Source organism: Micromonospora echinospora (genome assembly GCF_900091495.1).
GTDB lineage: Bacteria > Actinomycetota > Actinomycetes > Mycobacteriales > Micromonosporaceae > Micromonospora > Micromonospora echinospora.
Genome location: NZ_LT607413.1, coordinates 5,747,109 through 5,767,009, shown reverse-complemented (window position 1 = coordinate 5,767,009; position 19,901 = coordinate 5,747,109). Strand labels below are relative to the sequence as shown.

Annotated in this window: 16 protein-coding genes and 1 pseudogene; 11 read left to right on the top strand and 6 right to left on the bottom strand. The window is 72.0% G+C overall.

Going from position 1 to position 19,901, the window contains the following annotated elements:
• The first annotated feature begins 106 nt into the window (after positions 1-106).
• The 4 genes and pseudogenes from GA0070618_RS24780 to GA0070618_RS24765 all read left to right on the top strand — a co-directional run bounded on the left by GA0070618_RS24780 (position 107) and on the right by GA0070618_RS24765 (position 3,483).
• Positions 107-1,072: an MBL fold metallo-hydrolase gene (locus tag GA0070618_RS24780; RefSeq protein ID WP_088983768.1), complete on the top strand. Its 966-nt coding sequence runs from the start codon at positions 107-109 to the stop codon at positions 1,070-1,072.
• 143 nt (positions 1,073-1,215) lie between these two features.
• Positions 1,216-1,581: a DUF4259 domain-containing protein gene (locus tag GA0070618_RS24775; RefSeq protein WP_088983767.1), complete on the top strand. Its 366-nt coding sequence runs from the start codon at positions 1,216-1,218 to the stop codon at positions 1,579-1,581.
• 24 nt (positions 1,582-1,605) lie between these two features.
• A pseudogene (locus GA0070618_RS24770) lies at positions 1,606-2,112 on the top strand (GNAT family N-acetyltransferase); the annotation flags it as partial.
• A 162-nt stretch (positions 2,113-2,274) separates the two neighbouring features.
• The gene (locus GA0070618_RS24765; protein ID WP_088983765.1) at positions 2,275-3,483 is read left to right on the top strand and encodes a S8 family peptidase; all 1,209 of its coding nucleotides are present in this window, start codon (positions 2,275-2,277) and stop codon (positions 3,481-3,483) included.
• Between the two features lie 104 nt (positions 3,484-3,587).
• Here the strand turns inward: GA0070618_RS24765 and GA0070618_RS24760 are convergent, their stop codons facing one another.
• The gene (locus tag GA0070618_RS24760; protein ID WP_088983764.1) at positions 3,588-4,271 is read right to left on the bottom strand and encodes a TioE family transcriptional regulator; all 684 of its coding nucleotides are present in this window, start codon (positions 4,269-4,271) and stop codon (positions 3,588-3,590) included.
• 90 nt (positions 4,272-4,361) lie between these two features.
• Between GA0070618_RS24760 and GA0070618_RS24755 the strand changes: the two genes are divergently transcribed.
• A complete protein-coding gene (locus GA0070618_RS24755; protein ID WP_088983763.1) occupies positions 4,362-5,537 on the top strand; it encodes an erythromycin esterase family protein in 1,176 nt (391 codons plus the stop codon).
• 155 nt (positions 5,538-5,692) lie between these two features.
• On the opposite strand, the gene GA0070618_RS24750 is transcribed toward GA0070618_RS24755, so the two are convergent.
• Positions 5,693-6,142 carry a hypothetical protein gene (locus GA0070618_RS24750; RefSeq protein WP_088983762.1) on the bottom strand — a complete coding sequence of 150 codons (450 nt, stop codon included), beginning with the start codon at positions 6,140-6,142 and terminating at the stop codon, positions 5,693-5,695.
• Between the two features lie 224 nt (positions 6,143-6,366).
• On the opposite strand from GA0070618_RS24750, the gene GA0070618_RS24745 reads away from it, so the two are divergent.
• From GA0070618_RS24745 to GA0070618_RS24720, 6 genes are all read left to right on the top strand, one after another.
• Entirely contained in the window at positions 6,367-7,725 is a 1,359-nt protein-coding gene (locus tag GA0070618_RS24745) for a cellulase family glycosylhydrolase (RefSeq protein ID WP_088983761.1), read from the top strand.
• Positions 7,726-7,809: 84 nt separating this feature from the next.
• Positions 7,810-8,253: a helix-turn-helix transcriptional regulator gene (locus GA0070618_RS24740; protein WP_088983760.1), complete on the top strand. Its 444-nt coding sequence runs from the start codon at positions 7,810-7,812 to the stop codon at positions 8,251-8,253.
• Positions 8,254-8,263: 10 nt separating this feature from the next.
• Entirely contained in the window at positions 8,264-8,674 is a 411-nt protein-coding gene (locus tag GA0070618_RS24735) for a VOC family protein (RefSeq protein WP_088985810.1), read from the top strand.
• Between the two features lie 74 nt (positions 8,675-8,748).
• Positions 8,749-11,142: an ATP-binding cassette domain-containing protein gene (locus GA0070618_RS24730; RefSeq protein ID WP_197701630.1), complete on the top strand. Its 2,394-nt coding sequence runs from the start codon at positions 8,749-8,751 to the stop codon at positions 11,140-11,142.
• A gap of 709 nt (positions 11,143-11,851) precedes the next feature.
• Positions 11,852-15,142 (top strand): S8 family serine peptidase, encoded by a 3,291-nt coding sequence (locus GA0070618_RS24725; protein ID WP_088983759.1) that lies wholly within the window; start codon positions 11,852-11,854, stop codon positions 15,140-15,142.
• Between the two features lie 70 nt (positions 15,143-15,212).
• Positions 15,213-16,991: an AfsR/SARP family transcriptional regulator gene (locus tag GA0070618_RS24720; RefSeq protein ID WP_170107850.1), complete on the top strand. Its 1,779-nt coding sequence runs from the start codon at positions 15,213-15,215 to the stop codon at positions 16,989-16,991.
• Here the strand turns inward: GA0070618_RS24720 and GA0070618_RS24715 are convergent.
• From GA0070618_RS24715 to GA0070618_RS24700, 4 genes are read right to left on the bottom strand one after another with little or no spacing between them, the layout of a single operon-like run.
• The gene (locus GA0070618_RS24715) at positions 16,951-18,381 is read right to left on the bottom strand and encodes an aromatic amino acid ammonia-lyase (protein ID WP_088983757.1); all 1,431 of its coding nucleotides are present in this window, start codon (positions 18,379-18,381) and stop codon (positions 16,951-16,953) included. The genes GA0070618_RS24720 and GA0070618_RS24715 overlap by 41 nt on opposite strands.
• Complete coding sequence (locus GA0070618_RS24710; protein WP_088983756.1) at positions 18,378-19,238, bottom strand: class I adenylate-forming enzyme family protein; 861 nt, start codon at positions 19,236-19,238, stop codon at positions 18,378-18,380. Before GA0070618_RS24710 ends, GA0070618_RS24715 begins: the two co-directional genes overlap by 4 nt.
• Positions 19,235-19,516: an acyl carrier protein gene (locus GA0070618_RS24705; RefSeq protein ID WP_088983755.1), complete on the bottom strand. Its 282-nt coding sequence runs from the start codon at positions 19,514-19,516 to the stop codon at positions 19,235-19,237. Before GA0070618_RS24705 ends, GA0070618_RS24710 begins: the two co-directional genes overlap by 4 nt.
• Positions 19,513-19,890: a hypothetical protein gene (locus GA0070618_RS24700; RefSeq protein WP_088983754.1), complete on the bottom strand. Its 378-nt coding sequence runs from the start codon at positions 19,888-19,890 to the stop codon at positions 19,513-19,515. The genes GA0070618_RS24705 and GA0070618_RS24700 overlap by 4 nt, the downstream gene beginning before the upstream one ends.
• Positions 19,891-19,901 lie beyond the last annotated feature (11 nt).

Here is a 19,901-nt window from a genome sequence, read left to right as displayed (position 1 = left end):
GGCCCCGGCACGGCCGTGCCGGGCAGGGACGATATGCGATCGGATATCGCGGCTGCGCCCCGCGCATCTTGGACGCGCCACGCCGGGTGGTGGTTGGCTGCGCGCCATGACCGACTCACCACTCGGCCGCCGCCGGTTCCTGGGTACCGCCGCCGGAGCGGCCCTGGCCACGGTGGCCACCACCTCCGCGATTCCGTCCGCCGGCTCCGCCGCGCCCCGTCGGCGCAGCTCGTCCGGTCCGGGCACCACCTTCCGCTGGCTCGGCACCTCCGGCTGGCGCGTCGACGTCGGCGCGACGACGGTGCTGGTGGATCCGTACCTGAGCCGCTACCACACCGGGCTGTTCGACGGGGCGTTCGATCCGGCCACCGCGCTGACCGTCGACACCGCCCGCATCGCCGACCACCCGGGCAGGCCGAAGACGATCCTGGTGACGCACACGCACTGGGACCACTTCAACGACGTGCCGCACATCGCGGCCCGCTCGGGCGCCCGGGTGTTCGGCACGCTCACGGCGTACCACCTCGGGATGGCCTACGGCCTGCCCACCTCCCAGCTGAGCCCAGTGTCCGGTGGCGAGGTGCTGGACTTCGGCGACCACACCGTCGAGGTGGTGGCCGCGCTGCACAGCCGCAACAACGGATACTCGATGGCCTTTCCCGGCGTCCGCGTCGCGGTGCCGGCCCGACCGGAGAAGGTCGAGGACCTGCCGGAGGGGGGCACTCTGGCGTTCCTGCTGACACCGAGGGGCGGACCGTCGGTGTTCTTCATGGGCGCGAGCGACTTCGTCGAGCGGAACCTCGCCGGACTCGCCCCCGACGTCGCGATGATCGCGGTGCCGAACACCGACGTCACCTCCGAGTACGTGCCGCGTCTGCTGGCCGCGCTCGACTGGCCGGCCACGGTGGTGCCGGTGCACTGGGACCATTTCGAGGTGGCGCTGCGGAACCCGCCGACGGTCACGCCGGGTGACCGGGACCGGCTCGACTCGTTCCTCGCCGCCGTGCGCCGGGCCGCGCCGCGTACCCGGATCGTGGTGCCGGAGTACCTGACGCCGTACACGTTCGCCTAGTTTCGCCCCGCGGAGCGCGGCGGCGGGGCTCCGAGCCATGCGCTCGGCGCCCCGCCGCCCCGGTGCGGGCGGTGCCACCTCGGCAGTGTCGGTGGCACCTGGTTCAATGCCGCGAACGATCGGGCACGCGGGAACGAGGATCAATGGGCACCTGGGGTAGCGGCAACTTCGACGACGACACGGCGGCCGACCACCTGGCGGCCCTGACCGACCGGCTGATCGCCGAGGTCGCCGAGGCGATGTCCGACGACCCGACCGGCATCGAGCCCGACGAGTACTGGGGCGTCGCGGTGCCCTGCAACCTGGAGCTGCTCCACCTGCTCGCGCAGCAGAGTTACGTGGGGGCCCGCCTGCCGGCCCCGGAGACGATCGCCGACTGGAAGAGCAGGTTCCTCGCCGTCTGGGACCGGACGATCGACGGGCTGGAGCCCGGTCCGGAATACCGGGAGCAGCGGCGGGCGGTCCTCGTGCGCACCTTCGACCAGCTGGCCGAGCTGGCGGCAGGCTAGGCAGGCGCAGGAGTCCGCCCGGGCGACCTGCGGACCGTGTTCGACCTGTACGCCGACCCGCGCGTGTGGGGGCCCGACCCGCTAACGCGCCACCACCACGTCGGGCAGACCGCTGCCATGATCGAGAACTGGCGTGCCGCCTGGCACCGGGACGGCCTCGGCATCTGGACCGCCTGGGGCGCGGAGCCGGACACGGCGGACGCCTTCGTCGGGATCGGGGGGTGCTTCCTCCGCCACGGCGTCGCGTGGAACCTCGGCTTCCGCCTTCTCCCCCGGTTCTGGGGACGGGGCTACGCGCAGGAGATCAACGCAGCAGCCGCCACCTGGGCGCGTCACCTGCGCCCGGATCTGCCGCTGACCGCCTACCTGGTGGAGGGCAACGACCGCTCCCGGCGGACGGTGGAGCGCGCCGGGCTCGAACTGGTCTGGCGGGGCCCCGACGCGGGCAACCCCGACCCCTCGGCCGTCCGGCTGCTCTACAGCGACCGACCGCTGTCGCCGGACACGGTGGAGCTCCTGGTCGCGCGGTGAACGGCGTGGCTCTGGCCGGCTGCGGCGTTCCGAAGGGCACCTCGCCGCCGTGAAATCCTCGCCATCGACTGTCCTGGATTGAGCGGATAGCGTCGTCGGTACCGTCCGCACCACCGCCCGGCCCGTGCGTGCCGTGGCGGCCAGAGCAGGGAGGACCGAACCATGACATCCCTCATTTCCCGTCGACGCCGATCGGGTGTCGTCGGCGTGCTCGCGGTATCGGCCATGGTCGCCGCCACGGTCGGCGGTCCGGCGAGCGCGGCACCCGCCGTCGGTGAGATCCTGCGGGACGGCGGCGCCACCGCCGTTCCGGGGAGCTACCTCGTCGTCCTCCGGGACAGCGCCGTCGGTGGGCCGGCCGGCACCCGGCTCGCCGCCGTCGCGCAGCAGGCCGACCATCTCGCCGACCGCTACGGCGGAACGGTCGGCCACCGCTACGGCCACGCCCTCAACGGCTTCGAGGTACGGCTGCCGGAACCGGCCGCCCGCCGCCTCGCCGCCGACCCGGCGGTCGCCTTCGTCGAACAGAACCACACCGTGCGGACGGCCACCACGCAGGTCAACGCGCCGTGGAACCTCGACCGCATCGACCAGCGGACGACGCCGCTGCCCGGGTACAGCTACACCAGTACGGGTCGTGGGGTCACCGCGTACATCATCGACAGCGGTATCCGCCTCACCCACGTCGAGTTCGGTTGGCGGGCCGGTCAGGGCTACGACGCGGTCGACGGCGCGCTCCCCGCCGACGACTGCAACGGCCACGGCACCCAGGTCGCCGGCATCGTCGGCGGCCGGACGTACGGGGTGGCCAAGGAGGTGCGCCTGGTCCCGGTACGGGTGATCGACTGCGCCGGAAGCGGCACGTTGGCCGGGCTCATCGCCGGTATCAACTGGGTGACCGCCGACCACGATCCCGGCGAGCCGGCATCAGCCAACATCAGCCTCGGTGTCGGCATGAGCACGTCGCTGAACGCGGCGGTGGTCAACTCGATCGCCGACGGGGTGACCTATTCGATCGCCGCCGGCAACAGCAACACCGACGCGTGCAACTTCTCACCCCAGTCCGTCCGCGAGGCGCTCGTCGTCGGGGCCACCCAGAGCAACGACACCCGGGGCAGTTTCTCCAACTGGGGTAGCTGTGTGGACATCTACGCCCCGGGGGTGAGCATCCTCTCGCCCTCGTACGGCAGCGACACCGCGACGGTCGTCGTGAGCGGCACGTCGTTTGCGGCGCCCCACGTCACCGGCTCGGCCGCCCGGGTGCTGCAGAACAACCCGGCCTGGACGCCGGCCCAGGTGGCGGCGTACCTGGTCGCCCAGGCGACCCCGGTGAACAACCTGCGGCTGCTCTACATGGATCCGCTGACCTGACCCGGCGGCTCCTCTCGTCGAGACGTCCCCGGTGGAATACCTGTGTGGAGGTCCGCCGCCGTCGGCGCGGTCGCTTCCGGCGCCGTCGGTGGCCGTGCCCGGCCTCACGGTTCCCGGGCGCGGAGGTACGCGTCCAGGGCGGCGGCGCCCCTGAGCATGGCGCGGCCCCGGGCGGACAGGCGGGCCTGCCAGTCGCGCAGGGTCGACTCCAGCGGAGCGACGCCTCCGGCGGAGCGGACCTCGGCGATCAGCGGGGCGATCTGCTCCAGCAGGTAGCCACCCCGCCTGAGCTGGTGGGCCAGCCGGACGTCCCGGACGTCGGCCGCGTCGTACACCCGGTAGCCCGTCCGCGGATCACGGCGCGGCCGGACCAGGCCGGCGCTCTCCCATTTGCGGAGAGTGGCCGGGCGGAGGCCGAGCCGGCGGGCCAGGGGGCCGATGAACGTGTCGCCGCGCTCCTGCGGCACCGGCGCCAGATCACGGAGCGCGGCCTCGACGGCCTGGACGGTACGGCGGTCGTCGAGCAGTTGGCCGTGGCTCTCGTCGACGAGCCGCAGCGCGTCCTCGGTGGCGCCCCGGTTGACGGCCTGCATGATCGACGTGGCCGTCCGGTGGCCGTGACCGGACGCGAGGGCGAGGAACGCGCGCAGCGCCTGCGCGTGCCGCGGCGTGTAGGTGCGGTAACCGTGGACGGTGCGTTCGGCGGTGGGCAGGATGCCGACGTCCTCGTAGTTCCTGATCGCCTGGGTGGACAGGCCGTGTTCACGCGCCAGGTCCACCGGCCGCATGGATGCACCACCATTTGAAGGTCTGCCGCGATGAGAGGGGACATTCCCGGCACAAGTTTACACCGGGTGTTCAACGATAGCGTTGAAGGAATGGATATCAAGGACACGGCCCGGCCGCTCGACGGCGCGTCCGTCTCGACGTTCCTCCGGTCGCTTCCCGCGCGGCCCCTGCTGCTCGGCCTCGGTGAGGCCCGGCACTTCGTGGAAGAGCTCGGCGACCTGCGCAACGAGATCTTCCGGCATCTGGTCGAACATGAGGGCTACCGGTCGTTCGCCATCGAGAGCGACTGCCTCATGGGCCTCGTGGTGGACGACTACCTCACGACGGGCGAGGGCACGCTCGACGACGTCATGGAACGCGGCTTCAGCCACGGCTTCGGCGCCTCACCGGCCAACCGCGAACTCGTGCGCTGGATGCGGGCGTACAACGAGAAACATGACGATAAGCTACGGTTCTTCGGGTTCGACGGCCCGCTGGAGTACTGGGCGGCGAGCCCGCGCCAGGCGCTCACCGGCCTCTACGCACTCCTCGACGGCCCACTCCCCCGCACCGTGGTGACCAGCGAGACCCTCGACACGCTGCTGGGCCCGGACGACCGGTGGTCGAACGAGGCCGCGGCCTGGGAACCGTCCCGGTCGATCGGCCGGTCCGCCGACGCCCAACGGCTGCGGCTGATCGCCGACGACCTGGTGGCGCTGCTCGACACGCAGGCACCCCAGCTGAACGCGGAGGACCGGGAACGGGCGGCACTGTACGGGCGCACCGCCGTCGGCCTGCTCCGCTACCACTACTGGATGGCCGACGCGTCCCCGGCACGGTGGTCCCGGCTGTCGGCCCTGCGCGACGGGATGATGGCCGCCAACCTACGCGCCGTCGCCACGCACGGCCCGGCCCTGGTCTACGCCTCCAACCTTCACCTCCAGCGGAACAGGAGCTTCATGGCGCTCGGCGACCAGCAGCTGGAGTGGTGGAGCGCGGGCGCGATCGTCGCGACCCACCTGGGCGACCGGTACGCCTTCCTGGCCTCGGCCCTCGGCACGGTCGGCGAGAACGTCCCGTCCCCGGACACCGTCGAGGGCATCCTGTCCACGCTCCCGTGGGACCACTCCCTCGTCGACGTCCGCCGCCTGGCCCAGGCCGTTACCGAACCCGCCCCGCGCGTCTCCCCCGACTTCGCCTACTTCCCGCTGGACCCGACCCAGCTCGACATGATCGACGGCGTCGTCTTCCTCAAGCAGGCCGTCCGGCTGGGCCCGCTGGCTTGACCGCACGGCCCCACGCGGGAGCCGGCGTCTCCACCCCGTCGATCATGGAGTTTGAGCACCAGCCAAACCCCCACGAAGGGCAGGACTCGGGCGCCACAACTCCTTGATCGACGGGGTGGAGGGCGGGTGGTGGTGCCCGACCACGCACACGGTCGCTAGTCGAGTAGCCAGGTGCGCAGTTGCGCACCGTACGGGGTCAGCATGACCACGGTGACCGCCGCGCAGAGCAGCGTGCCGACCAGCAGCGCCACGAACCGGCCCCGGCCCGCTCCCCGGCGGGCGAGCCGGACCACCCCGGCAGCGACGCCGACGAGACCCAGCAGGGTGATGGCAGAGAGCATGACGGTCACCCTGCTGAACGCGAAGATCCACAGTAGCGGGTTCCAGAACGTCTCGGGGCCGGGCGGCAGGGCCCACTCCTTGGGGTCGCCGTAGCGTTCGAGGCTGGGGTCGGCCAACCCGGCCCAGTCGCCGGTGCCGGCCGCGGCGGCCAGCAGCGGGTAGGCCGCGCCGAGCAGGAACACCGCCACCGTGGCGTACTGGAACACCAGAGTGCCGCGTCCCGCGCGGCGGGGCGGCACCGTTCCGGCTACCGGTTCGTCCATCCGGGACACCGTACGGCACCGCGCGGGGCGGCGGTGGACCACCGCGACCGGACGGGCGCGTTGCGTCGTCGACCGCCCTTGCGTACCGTTCTGCACGAGCCGGGTCGTCCTGTGACGTCCACACACCGGGCCGACCGACGACCGTCTGGGCAACGGGTCGTCGGGCCCGCACGCCTGTGACCCGGCGCTCGCCCGGTCTCGGGCCTCCCACCCCAGAGGTAGGCATGAAGAGACGACTCACCCTTCTCGGTACCGCGTTGCTGACGCTGGTCAGCGCCGTCCTGATGGTCGTACCCCCCGCCCACGCGGCGGTCGGCCTGCACGTCGAGGGCACCGACATCGTCGAGGCCAACGGCCAACCGTTCGTCATGCGCGGGGTGAACCACCCGCACGTGTGGTTCACCGGCCAGACCGACTCCTTCGCCGACGTCAAGGCGCTCGGGGCCAACACGGTCCGGGTGGTGCTCGGCACCGGCAAGCGCTGGGGCCCGTCGAACGACGTGGCCGAGGTGGTCTCGCTGTGCAAGGCCAACCGGCTGATCTGCGTCCTGGAGGTGCACGACACCACCGGCTACGGCGAGGAGGGCGCCGCCGCCTCGCTGGACGAGGCGGTCGACTACTGGATCAGCCAGAAGAGCGCGCTGGCCGGCGAGGAAGACTACGTCGTGATCAACATCGGCAACGAGCCGATCGGCAACGTGAACGCCGCCCAGTGGACCGACGCCACGGTCGCCGCGATCCGGAAGATGCGGGCCAACGGCTTCGCGCACCTGCTCATGGTCGACGGCCCGAACTGGGGTCAGGACTGGCAGAACGTGATGCGGGACAACGCGCAGGCGGTGCTCGACGCGGACAGCCAGCGCAACACGGTGCTGTCGATCCACATGTACGCGGTGTACAGCACCGCCGCCAGCATCGTGAGCTACCTCGACCGGTTCGAGGCCAACGGCTGGCCGCTGGTGATCGGGGAGTTCGGCTGGCGGTTCCGCGACGGTGAGGTCGACCACGAGACCCTGCTGGCCGAGGCGGACGCCCGGAGGCTGGGCTACCTCGGGTGGTCCTGGAGCGGCAACACCGACCCGATCCTGGACATGGCGGTGAACTTCGACCCTGACCAGCTCACCACCTGGGGTGAGCGGATCTTCAACGGCGCCCACGGCATCCGGGCCACCGCCCGGGAGGCCACCGTCTTCGGCGGCACCCCGCCCACCACGCCCCCGCCCACCACCGTCCCGCCGACCACCCCGCCCCCCACCACGCCGCCGCCCACCATGCCGCCGCCGAACCGGTGCGCCGCCACCTACTCGGTCGTCGGGCAGTGGCAGGGCGGCTTCCAGGGTGAGGTGACGGTGACCGCCGGCACCTCGGCGATCCGGGACTGGACGGTGGTCTGGACCTTCGCCGACGGGCAGACCGTCTCGCAGGCCTGGAACGCGACGGTCACCAGCAGCGGGGCGACGGTGTCCGCCCGCAACATGAGCTACAACGGCTCGCTCGGTGCCGGCGTCAGCACCACCTTCGGTTTCATCGGCACGTCCAACGGCACCAACAGCAGGCCGATGCTCTCCTGCACGGCGACCTGACGCCGGCCGTACCAGGACCGGGAGCCGCCACCGTCACCGGCGGCTCCCGGCCACCGGCCGGCACGATGTGGCACGATTTCGCAGGTGACCAGCACATCCGCCGCAGCGCAGCGCCTACGCGACCTCGCGCGGCTGCGTCGCGTCCGTGACCGGATCGACCGGGAGTACGCACAGCCGCTGAACGTCGAGGCCCTCGCGCGCCGCGAGCACATGTCGGCCGGGCACCTCAGCCGCGAGTTCCGGCTCGCCTACGGTGAGTCGCCGTACGCCTATCTGATGACCCGGCGCATCGAGCGCGCCATGGCGTTGCTGCGTCGCGGCGACCTCAGCGTCACCGATGTCTGTTTCGCGGTCGGGTGCTCCTCGTTGGGCACCTTCAGCACCCGCTTCACCGAGTTGGTCGGCGTGCCGCCCAGCGTCTACCGGCAGCGGGCGGCCCGCGCGACGGCGGGGATGCCGTCCTGCGTGGCGAAGAAGGTGACCAGACCGATCAGGAATCGAGAAGCCCCGGCCCCGAGCCTCACCTAGCGTGACTGCCATGGACATCACCATCAACGCGAGTTTCCTCCCGCACACCGACCCGGCGGCCTCCCTGGCCTTTTACCGCGACGCCCTCGGCTTCGAGGTCCGCAACGACGTCGGATACGACGGCATGCGCTGGATCACGGTCGGTCCCGTCGGCCAGCCCGACACGTCCATCGTCCTGCACCCGCCGGTCGCCGACCCCGGCGTCACCGACGACGAGCGCCGTACCATCACCGAGATGATGGCCAAGGGCACCTACGCCATGATCCTGCTGGCCACCCCCGATCTCGACGGTGTCTTCGCACGGCTTCAGGCCGGCGACGCCGAGGTCGTCCAGGAGCCCACCGAGCAGCCGTACGGCGTTCGCGACTGTGCCTTCCGCGATCCCGCCGGCAACATGGTCCGCATCCAGGAACAGCGCTGAGCCGTCCGGCGACCAGCGGTCAGGACGCCGACGGGGGCCGCGACGGCGGCCCCCGCGTAACACGATTGGACACGATGAGCATGGCCACGAGCACGGGCACGTCCTCGCCCGCGCCGCATTCCGCCGACAGTCACGACCTGATCCGCGTGCGGGGCGCGCGGGAGAACAACCTCAGGGACGTCAGCATCGACATCCCGAAGCGCCGGCTGACGGTGTTCACCGGGGTCTCCGGCTCGGGCAAGAGCTCGTTGGTGTTCGGCACGATCGCGGCGGAGTCGCAGCGGTTGATCAACGAGACCTACAGCGCCTTCCTCCAGGGCTTCATGCCGACCCTGGCCCGGCCGGACGTCGACCTGCTGGAGGGGCTGACCACGGCGATCATCGTCGATCAGGAGCGGATGGGCGCGAACGTCCGCTCCACCGTCGGCACCGCCACCGACGCCAACGCGATGCTGCGGATCCTCTTCAGCCGGCTCGGGCAGCCGCACATCGGCTCGCCCAACGCGTTCTCGTTCAACACTCCCTCGGTGAAGGCCAGCGGTGCGATCACCGTCGAGCGCGGCGCCGGGAGGACGAAGACCGAGAGGGCGACCTTCACCCGTCTGGGCGGCATGTGCCCGCGCTGCGAGGGCATGGGCTCGGTCACCGACTTCGACCTGTCCGCGCTCTACGACGACACCAAGTCGCTCAACGAGGGCGCGCTCACCATCCCCGGCTACAGCGTCGAGGGTTGGTACGGCCGCATCTTCAGCGGCTGCGGCTTCTTCGATCCGGACAAGCCGATCCGGAAGTTCACCAAGAAGGAACTCCAGGATCTCCTCTACAAGGAGCCGACCAAGATCAAGGTCGACAACGTCAACCTGACGTTCGAGGGGCTGATCCCGAGGATCCAGAAGTCGTTCCTGGCCAAGGACCGGGAGGCGATGCAGCCGCACATCCGGGCGTTCGTGGACCGGGCGGTCACCTTCACCACCTGTCCGGAGTGCGGCGGCACCCGGCTGGCCGAGGCGGCCCGGTCGTCGCGGATCCGGGGCGTCAACATCGCCGACGCCTGCGCGATGCAGATCAGCGACCTGGCCGACTGGGTCGACGGCCTCGACGAGCCGTCGGTGGCGCCGCTGCTCGCGAAGCTCAAGCACACCCTCGACTCGTTCGTCGAGATCGGGCTGGGCTACCTCTCGCTCGACCGGCCGGCGGGCACGCTCTCCGGCGGCGAGGCGCAGCGCACCAAGATGATCCGCCACCTCGGCTCCTCGCTCACCGACGTCACCTACGTCTTCGACGAGCCCACCATCGGCCTGCACCCGCACGACATCCAGCGGATGAACGACCTGCTGCTGCGGCTGCGGAACAAGGGCAACACGGTGCTCGTCGTGGAGCACAAACCGGAGACGATCGCGATCGCCGACCACGTCGTCGACCTCGGCCCCGGCGCCGGTACGGCGGGCGGCACCGTCTGCTTCGAGGGCACCGTCGAGGGACTGCGGGCCAGCGGCACCCTCACCGGTCGCCACCTCGACGACCGGGCCACCCTGAAGGAGAAGGTGCGGACGCCCACCGGCATGCTGGAGATCCGTGGCGCGGCGACGCACAACCTGCGCGACGTCGACGTCGACATCCCGCTCGGCGTGCTGGTCGTCGTCACCGGCGTCGCCGGGTCCGGCAAGAGCTCCCTGATCCACGGTTCGGTGGCCGGGCGGGACGGGGTCGTCTCGATCGACCAGGGCGCGATCCGTGGCTCGCGGCGGAGCAACCCGGCGACGTACACCGGGCTGCTCGACCCGATCCGCAAGGCGTTCGCGAAGGCCAACGGTGTGAAGCCGGCCCTGTTCAGCGCCAACTCCGAGGGCGCCTGCCCCACCTGCAACGGCGCCGGTGTCATCTACACCGACCTGGCGACGATGGCCAGCGTCGCCACCACCTGCGAGGACTGCGAGGGGAAGCGGTTCCAGCCGGCGGTGCTCGAATACCACCTCGGCGGCCGGGACATCAGTGAGGTGCTCGCGATGTCGGTGACCGAGGCCGAGGAGTTCTTCGGCGCCGGCGAGGCGCGCACGCCGGCCGCACACGCCATCCTCGACCGGCTCGCCGACGTCGGGCTCGGCTACCTCAGCCTCGGCCAGCCGCTCACCACGCTCTCCGGCGGCGAACGGCAGCGGCTGAAGCTGGCCACCCACATGGCCGAGAAGGGCGGGGTCTACGTCCTCGACGAGCCGACCACCGGTCTGCACCTCGCCGACGTCGAGCAGTTGCTCGGCCTGCTCGACCGGCTCGTCGACTCCGGCAAGTCGGTCATCGTCATCGAGCACCACCAGGCGGTCATGGCGCACGCCGACTGGATCGTCGACCTCGGGCCCGGCGCCGGCCACGACGGCGGCCGGATCGTCTTCGAGGGCACCCCCGCCGACCTCGTCGCCAAACGTTCCACCCTGACCGGGGAGCACCTCGCGGCCTACGTCGGCAGCTGAACGAATCCGGATCGCGGGACGGCGCCGTCGGGCCGTGGCAGCGCGGCGCCGGCACCCGCCCGACACGGGTCCCACGGCGAACTGACGCCGGGCCCGTAGGAACACCGGGAGCCGCCGTCGACACACGTCGACGGCGGCTCTGCCGTCGCGCGCCGCATGCCGCTGGCACGACCGCCCGGTATGGATCGGCCCTGTCACCCCTCTGACGTCCGGTCACCTTCTTCGCCAAGACGAACCTGCAGGAAAACCGGTGCAACGGTTCTGCCGGTCCTTCCCTGTCGGTCGACCCGCCCTGCCCGGAGCCTTGTCATCGGGTCTGCGGCAGGTACGGCCGCGACCGGTGACGGCGGAAGGTGGCTCGGGTGGGCGGTCGCGGCGACCAGGCAACGGAAGGCGTCCGGGTGACCTGTCCCGCCCGGCGTCGAGCCCGGATCACCCCCGGCACCGCGACCATCCGGCCGCCACCGGCGCGGCGGGCTGGCCCCGCCGACGGTCACGGGGGCCGCCGGCGCTCACCGGCCGATGGCGACGCGTCCGAACGGTCGGCCCCGTCGCGGCGCACCAGCGCTCGGATTCCCACGGCGCGGCGCGAGCGCCGTGCTCCCCCTCGCCGCACCGGAATCTCTCCTTGTGACGGTCCACGTACTGCACGTCGTTGGTGGCGCGTGTCCGGGCTGTCGAACGAGCAGAACAAGAAGGAAGGCCAGTCGTGAGATCAACGATCAGATCAACCGTCCTGGCGGCCGCCGTGCTGGCGGTCACCGTGGTCGCGGCTCCAGGTGCCGTCGCGTGGCCGAACGGGTCCAGCGCGCCGACGGCGGCGGGGCTGCCCGTGGAGGTGACGGACCTCGGCGCGCTGGCCCCCAAGCTGGCTCCCGCGCTGCTCGACGCGAGCGGGCCGCAGACCGTCTTCGTCGAACTGGCCGAGCAGTCCGCAACGGATCTCTCGGCCACCGGCGCGGACCGCGCCGCGGTGCAGTCCGCCCGCCGCGACGTCGAGAGGACGGCGCGGGAGCTGGTGGGCCGGATGGCCGGTGCCCGACTCTTCTCCGTGACGTCGAACGCGGTGTCCGGGCTCATCGTCTCGGCGGACGCCGCGCAGCTTCGGGAGCTCGCCGGACGGCCGGACATCGTCTCCGTCCGGCGGATCGTCGAGCACGTCAAGAGCAGCACCAACTCGGTGCAGTTCACCAACGCGCTGAACGCCTGGCGCCACACCGGCAGGACCGGCAAGGGGGTACGCATCGGCATCATCGACGACGGCATCGACTACACCCACGCGGCCTTCGGCGGACCCGGCACCAAGGAGGCGTACCGGAGCATCGACCACGAGGTGGTCGACCCTCGCTACTTCCCGAGTGCCAAGGTGGTCGGCGGCACCGACCTGGTGGGTGACGACTACGACGCCTCCGGCGCGATCGGCTCGCCGGTTCCCGTCCCGGATCCGAACCCGATCTCCTGTGGGCACCACGGCACCCACGGTGCCAGCATCATCGGCTCGATGGGCGTGAACGCCGACGGCACCACGTTCACCGGCGACTACGCGAAGCTCACGCCGCAGCAGGTCGAGGCCATGAGGGTGGCTCCGGGCATGGCACCCGAGGCGACGCTGTACGCCATCAAGGTGTTCGGCTGCCACGGCCTCACGTCGGCGCTGACGCCGAAGGCGATGGACTGGGCCCTCGACCCCAATGGCGACGGTGACCTCGGTGACCGCCTCGACGTCCTCAACCTCGCTCTGAGCAGCAACTACAACGCCGTGGACGACCCGGTGTCGCTGTTCGTCCGTAAGCTGGCCGAGCACGACGTGCTGTCGGTGTTCTCCGCCGGCAACGGCAACGACCTGTACGACGTGGCGGCCTCACCCGGATCGGTCGCTCCCGAGGCGCTCACCGTGGCCAGTTCTCGCGACGGATACGTTCTCCGTGACGTCGCGCAGGTGCACGCCCCCGTGCCGGGGGTGAGCGCCGGCCAGTTCAGTCTCGCCTTCACCGGTTGGGACACCCTCGACGTGCGGCGTCCGGTCGTCGTCCTGCCGGCACCGAACACCACCGGGTGCAGCGTGTACGGCGCGGCCGAGAAGGAGCTGGTGAAGGACCGGATCGTCTGGATCGAAATGGACGACCAGGCCACGTTGGAGGGACGCGAGTGTGGCTCGGCGGCCCGCGCGAACAACGCCCAGGCGGGCGGCGCGGCGGGGCTCGTGCTGTCGTCCACGCAGGACCATTTCGCGTCCCGGATCACCGGCAACAGCATGCTGCCGATGTTCCAGTTCACCGCGACGGAGACGCGCCGGCTGCGTCCCACGGCCGCCGCGGGCACGCTCGAGATCTCGCTGCGCGGCGTGGACAAGGCCAGTCTGCCCACGCAGGATCCGCTGTTGGTCGACACCGCGAGCAGCTTCACCTCGCGCGGCGTCCGGGCGCCCACGGTAAAGCCGGACATCTCCGCGCCCGGTGACACCATCGCGGCCGCCTGGGCGGGCAGCGGCTACGACCGTGCCGTCTACTCCGGCACGTCGATGTCCACTCCGCACGCCACCGGCATCACCGCCCTCATTCGCCAGGCCCACCCGGACTGGACGTACGAGGAGGTCAAGGCCGCGGCCATGAACACCGCCGGGCACGACCTGCGGAACGAGGCCGGGCTGCGGTACGCCCCGCAGCGGGTGGGCGCGGGGCGGATCGACGCCGCCGCGGCCCTCACCACGAACGTCCTCGCCTACGTGCAGGACGATCCGGGCGCGGTCAGCGTGACCTTCGGGGTCGTGGCCGCGTCCCGGCCCACCCGACTGACCAAGACCGTCAAGGTCGTCAACAAGGGGACCACACCCGTGGTGTTCACGGCGCGGTACGAGGGCATCACGGTCACGCCGGGCGTCCGGTACACGGTGGACCGGGACACCGTACGGCTCGCGCCGCGCGACACCGCCCAGGTCAGGGTGACGCTGCACATCGACGACGTCGCCGCGTTGCGCAAGACCATGGATCCGACGATGGAGGCGGTCCAGGGCGGGCTGGCCCGGCAGTTCGTCGCCGACGCCGCTGGGCGCCTACTGCTCACGCCGGTGCGCGGAGCGACCGTCGGCCTGCGGGTGCCGGTGGCGGCCTCTCCCAAGCCCGCCGCCGCGGTCACCGTTCCACCGGTGCTCCGGATGGGCGACCGTTCCCAGGGCACCCTGCGGATCGCGGGACGCGGGCTGCACCAGGGCAGCGGCGCGGCGGCGTACCGCAGCCTGATCAGCGTGCTGGAGCTGCACGCCCGCTCACCGCAACTGCCGAGCTGCGGTGGCCCGATCGTCGCCGGGTGCACCGTGAACGACACGGCTCGCGGCGGTGACCTGCGCTTCGTCGGTGCCGCTTCCACCGCGCCGGCGGCCCGGGCAAAGGGCCGACCGGAGGAGGCCATGCTCGGCATCGGTCTGGCCACCTGGGGCGACTGGGCGAACCTGGGTAGCAACACCGTTCCGGTCGTCCGCTTCGACACCACCGGCGACGGGCGTGCCGACTTCGAGTCGACGGTGGTGAAGGCGCCCCGCAGCGACGTGCTGTTGGTGTCCACGGCCGACCTGAACCGTCCGCAGCCCAACGTGGTGGACGTCCAACCGGTGAACGGCCGATTCGGCGACACCGACACGAACATCTTCGACACCAACGTCGTCCTGCTGCCGGTGAAGCTCGCCGCACTCGGGGTGGACCCGGCCGGGCCGGCCCACCGGATCGGTTACGAGGTCGCCGTCAGAGGTTTCTACCGGGCCCCGGGCGATGCCGTGGTCGACCGGGTGGGCGGTCTGACGTTCGACCCGATCCGTCCCGGGACGTGGGTCGTCGGCGGCACCGAACCGGCGCTGACCTATCTGGCCCGCCCCGGTACGGCGCTGTCCGTCGGGCGGGATCCGGAGCAGGTCACGAACGACCTGCTCGTGCTGCACCATCACAACACCGTCGGCGCTCGCGCGGCCGTGGTGACCGTCGAGGCCCGCGCACCCCGCGGGAGCTGAGTACATGCCTGCGGGCGTCGCGCCTCCCGATGCGGGAGCCGGCGCCCGCAGCGCCCGGGGAGGAGGCTCGATGAGGTACGACTTCCGCCTGCTCGGCGACCTGGAGGTACGTGTCGGCGGGGACCGACAGCGACCCCTGCCGCTCAAGCCGCGCCGACTCCTCGCCGCGCTGCTGCTCGAACCCCGCCGTCACGTGACCCGCAGCCGTCTCGTCGACGCCGTCTGGGACGGCGAGCCACCGCGCAGCGCGCACGGCGCCCTACAGGTGTACGCCTCCCAGGTGCGCGCCGCCATACGGGACGTACGCCTCGTCCACCGGGCCGGGGGTTACCTGCTCGACATCGATCCGGAGTCGGTGGACCTGCACCGCTTCCGGGCGCTCGTGGGGCACGCGACGGGCGCGGCGCCAGCGGCCGGGGCGGAACTGTTGCGCCGGGCCCTCGCGGCCTTTCGCGGGAACCCGCTGGCCGACCTGGGTCCGGGGCTGCTCCGCAGGGAGTTCGAGCCGGTGGTCACCGAGGAACGGCTCACCGCCTGGGAGCGCCTCGCCGAGTTGGAGTTGACGCTCGGCCGCAGCGCCGAACTGGTGCCCCAGCTCGTCCAGCTCACCCGGGAACATCCGCTGCGCGAGCGCTTCCACGAACTGCTCATCGTGGCGCTGGCCCGGCAGGGCCGGACCGCGGACGCGTCCGCGACGTACCGGCGGGCATACCGGCTGCTCCGCGACGAGCTGGGGGTCGACCCCGGCCCGGGCCTGCGCGCGGCACACCGCCGGGTGCTCGGCGCCGAGCCTGGCCACTCCGACCAGCCTGGCTCGAACATGCTGCCACGGGACCTGACCGATTTCGTCGGCCGGGCGGCGGAACTCACCGAGGCGACCCGCGTGACGGCGGGACCACGGTCCGCTCCGGCGCTGTTGCAAATCTCCGGAATGGCCGGTGTCGGAAAGACCGTGCTGGCGACTCGTCTCGCGCACCAGCAGCGCGCCGCATACCCCGACGGGCAGCTCTTCGTGGATCTGCACGGCTGCACCCAGGACCGGGAGCCCCTGGCCATGGAGTCCGCGCTGGGGCTCCTGCTCGGCATGCTCGGCGCGGAGGCCGGCCCGGACCCGGCGCTGAACGCGGCGCGCTGGCGCGCGTTGCTGGCCAACCGACGGATGATCGTCGTGCTGGACAACGCGGTGGACGCCCGCCAGGTGCAGCCGCTGCTGCCCGGGAACTCGGCCAGTCTCGTCATCGTCACCAGCCGCACGGCGGCTACGGTGGACGGCGCCCACCCGATCCGTCTGGGCGTGCTCGATCCGGCCGACGCGGTGGAACTGTTCACCCGGGTCGCCGGTGCTCCGGCGGCGACGGATCCGGCCTCCGTGGCCCACGTCGTCCGGCTGTGCGGACATCTGCCGTTGGCGGTTCGACTCGCGGCGGCCCGGTTACGGCATCGCCCGGCGTGGCCGATTCGGGAGTTGGCGCGCCGGCTCGACGACGGGCTGCGGTTGGAGGAACTCGCCGCTGGTGACCGCAGCGTGGAAGGAGTGTTCGAGGCATCCTACCGGGCCCTGCCGGAACCCGAGCAGCGAATGTTCCGCCTGCTCAGCCTCGTCCCAGGTGACGAGTTCGACGTCCCGGCGGCCTCCGTCGCCACGGGACTGCCGGTGCCGGCGGTACGCCGCCTGCTGGAGAACCTGCTCGATCGGAACCTGCTGGAGCAGCATCGTCCACACCAGTTCCGGTTGCACGGCCTGATGCGCCTGTATGCCGCGAAGCTGTGGCTTCTGGACCGGGCGGCACCGCTCTGGACGGCCCCGGTCACCCCTCTTCCGGCAGGCCGAGCGCTGCCGCGTCCCTGACCGCGGCGGCCAGCGGCCGATCCCCGTCGAGCGGCCCGATCGCCGCCCGCAGACGCGCCCACAGACCGGTGGTGGCAGCCGGACGCAGATGGGTGTGCTGGTTCACGGCCACCAGCAACGACCCGGCGATCCACCGTACCCGCTCCAGCATGTCGGCGACCGCGTTCGCGCCGTTGAGGGCCAGCGGGGTGTGGTCCTGGTTCTCCAGGTTGACGGGGATCGTGGTGGTGGAGGCGGGATGCGCTAGCTGTCGCAGCCTGGCCAGGTGCGACGCCGCCGCGATCTGCACGCCGGCCAGACCGCTGGCGGCACCGGGCGCGGGAGTGAGCATCGGGGGCAGGCCACCGTTGACGGTCGGGTCGATCAGCAGCGCGAGCTGCCGTTCCATCAGGAGTGCGACCTGGTGGGCACAGACCGCGTGCGCCTCCGTGGCGAGCGCCACGGGCGCGGCGTGGAAGTTGCCGCCGTGGTGTACGTCCCCGTCGACGATCACCGGGTTGTCGGTGCAGCCGTCGGCTTCGCGAGACAGGATCGTGCCCTGCGCGTCGAGCTGGTCGAGGACCGCGCCGAGCACCTGTGGCGCGCAGCGCAGCGAGTACCGCTCCTGGAGGGGCCGGCTGTCGGCACGCACACCGTCCGGGGGCAGCGCGGCGCGGATCCAGGCGGCGACGCTCCGCTGACCAGGCTGGTTGCGTACCCGCGACAGGGGCTCGCCGTAGGGTGCCGGATCGGCGCCGAGCAACGTCACGATCCGGGCGGTGGCCGCCGCGGCGAGCCGTACGGACGCGCGCAGGGTCCGGTGGTTGTGCAGGGCCTGCGCAAGGCTGGCACTGGACCCGTTGACGAACGCGAGCGCGGTGCGCGCCTCCCACACCACCGGGGACAGGCCCAGAGCCCGCAGCCGCCCGGCCGCGCGCACCTGCGCGTCGTCGTGCCACGCCAGCTCGGTGCCGGAGCCGCCAGCGGCCAGCGCCGCGTGTGCCAGCGGCACCAGGTCGCCGCTGGCGCTGAGGCTGCCCTCACGCGGCACGACGGGCGTGAACCCGGCGTTCCACTGATCGGCGAGTGCGACCCACAGTGCCGGGTCCACAGCCGAGTGCCCGAGAGCCATGCTGCGCAGTCGTAGCCACACCATCGTGCGGGTGACGCCGGGTGACAGCGGCTCGCCCTGCCCGACGGCGAGATGTGAGACGAGTCCGAGCCCCTGTCGGCGCGGGTCCGGGTCGGCCGGATAGGCCGCCAGAGGGCCGAAGCCACGGGTGGTGCCGTACACCTCGGTGGTGGCGGCGGTGAGGACCGCACGGCTGTCGGCCATCGCGCGCAGTTCGTCCGGCGACGCCTCGATCGGGGCGGCGGCCCGCGCCAGCACCTCCTCGACGCGGTCGGTCACGGCGTCGGTACCCGTCGTACGAGGCGCGGGGCCGGCAGGTCGGCGTCCACCGCCGCCAACATCCGGCGCAGCTCGGCCGGTTCAGGCCCGGTGGAGTAGTACAGGTCGTAGTGCTCGCCGCGGATCGGGTCGGTCACCGGCACGCAGCGCGCGTCGCACCCGGGCGCCATGCGGCTGACCAGCGCGGCGACGGCTTCCGTGTCGCACCGGCGGCCGTTGACCTTGACCAGACCGCCGGACCGTCCGAGGTGCCGGAAGGTACGCGCGCCGGTGAACTCGACGAGATCGCCGGTGCGGTGGCTGGTGAGGGACGCCGCCAGTCGTGGTCCGCTCACGTGCAGCCGGCCGTCGGCGGCGGGCAACGGCTCGACGTCGGGCAGCAGTGTCCAGTCGCACCCGTCACGGGTGATCGGCCGGGTGGCGACCGCGCCGGTCTCGGTCGACCCCAGCACCTCCACGGCGTCGAGACCGAGAAGATCGACGACATCGTGTGTCGCCGGAGTCGTACATGCCGTGCTGTGCACCGCCACGAGGTCGTTGCCGCGCAGCCTCCCGACGTGCCGGCGCAGCAGCGGCCAGGTCGACGGCAGACAGACCACCAGGCACCGGATGCCGGCGGTCAGCGGGGGCAGCACCAGCGGGTCGGTCCACGCCGTGACGACCGGCACGCCGGCCAGGCGTGGCAGTTCCACGCCGAAGATCCGGCCGTAGAGGTGGTGGGAGGGCGCGAAACTCAGCACCCGGTCGACCCGGCCGAGCAGCGGCAGCAACAGCCGCGCCTCCGCGTCGAGCTGGTCCTGTCCGCGCCACCAGGTGACCGCGGGTCCGGTCGTGCCCGACGTCCGGAACGGGATCATCGGACGACGCGCAGTACGGCGGCGTCTTCGAGCCGGCGGGTGACGAACGCGGCCATCCGGTCGACGGTGGCGAACCAGTGACGGACGTCGTCGGCGACGAGGTCGACCTCGATGCCGAACTCCTCCTCCACGGCGGTGACACACTCCAGCGCCGACATGCTGTCGTACGCGTCGCCGAGCGCCTCCCGCAGCAGGTCGGTGTCGGCCACGCCGGTGAAGGCGTCCCCGAGGCGCGCGGCGAGGGTCGCGCGGAGTCGGGATGTCACGTCGGTGGTCATGCTGTCTCCTCTCGGACGGGGTCCGGCTGATCGGCCCGGACGAGTTGGTGGCCCACGCGCACGTACACGTCGGCGGGCGGGGTGGTGCGGCACTCGACATAGAGGAATCCCGTGCCGCCGAGCGTGGCGGCGACATGACCAGCCAGCGCCGCCCGGAAGTCGCCGTCGCGGTCCGGACCGACGCAGCAGGTCACCGTCGTGTGCCCGGAAACCGGCCAACCGCCGGCGTACAGGTCCGGGGCCGGGTCGAAGCGCACGACGACCCGCTCCGGCCGGACGCCCCGGTCGACCAGCCAGCGGGTCAGCCGCAGCACGACCGCGCGCTGGCGGGCCGACGGAAGCGGCGGCGAGGCGGCGATGGCGATGGTGGGCACGACAGAGCCTC

What these genes read in the sequence shown, in the direction of transcription:
- GA0070618_RS24780 (WP_088983768.1), top strand. Translation starts at nt 107, where the DNA reads ATGACCGACTCACCACTCGGCCGCCGCCGGTTCCTGGGTACCGCCGCC.
- GA0070618_RS24775 (WP_088983767.1), top strand. Translation starts at nt 1,216, where the DNA reads ATGGGCACCTGGGGTAGCGGCAACTTCGACGACGACACGGCGGCCGAC.
- GA0070618_RS24765 (WP_088983765.1), top strand. Translation starts at nt 2,275, where the DNA reads ATGACATCCCTCATTTCCCGTCGACGCCGATCGGGTGTCGTCGGCGTG.
- GA0070618_RS24760 (WP_088983764.1), bottom strand. Translation starts at nt 4,271, where the DNA reads ATGCGGCCGGTGGACCTGGCGCGTGAACACGGCCTGTCCACCCAGGCG.
- GA0070618_RS24755 (WP_088983763.1), top strand. Translation starts at nt 4,362, where the DNA reads ATGGATATCAAGGACACGGCCCGGCCGCTCGACGGCGCGTCCGTCTCG.
- GA0070618_RS24750 (WP_088983762.1), bottom strand. Translation starts at nt 6,142, where the DNA reads ATGGACGAACCGGTAGCCGGAACGGTGCCGCCCCGCCGCGCGGGACGC.
- GA0070618_RS24745 (WP_088983761.1), top strand. Translation starts at nt 6,367, where the DNA reads ATGAAGAGACGACTCACCCTTCTCGGTACCGCGTTGCTGACGCTGGTC.
- GA0070618_RS24735 (WP_088985810.1), top strand. Translation starts at nt 8,264, where the DNA reads ATGGACATCACCATCAACGCGAGTTTCCTCCCGCACACCGACCCGGCG.
- GA0070618_RS24730 (WP_197701630.1), top strand. Translation starts at nt 8,749, where the DNA reads ATGAGCATGGCCACGAGCACGGGCACGTCCTCGCCCGCGCCGCATTCC.
- GA0070618_RS24720 (WP_170107850.1), top strand. Translation starts at nt 15,213, where the DNA reads ATGAGGTACGACTTCCGCCTGCTCGGCGACCTGGAGGTACGTGTCGGC.
- GA0070618_RS24710 (WP_088983756.1), bottom strand. Translation starts at nt 19,238, where the DNA reads ATGATCCCGTTCCGGACGTCGGGCACGACCGGACCCGCGGTCACCTGG.
- GA0070618_RS24705 (WP_088983755.1), bottom strand. Translation starts at nt 19,516, where the DNA reads ATGACCACCGACGTGACATCCCGACTCCGCGCGACCCTCGCCGCGCGC.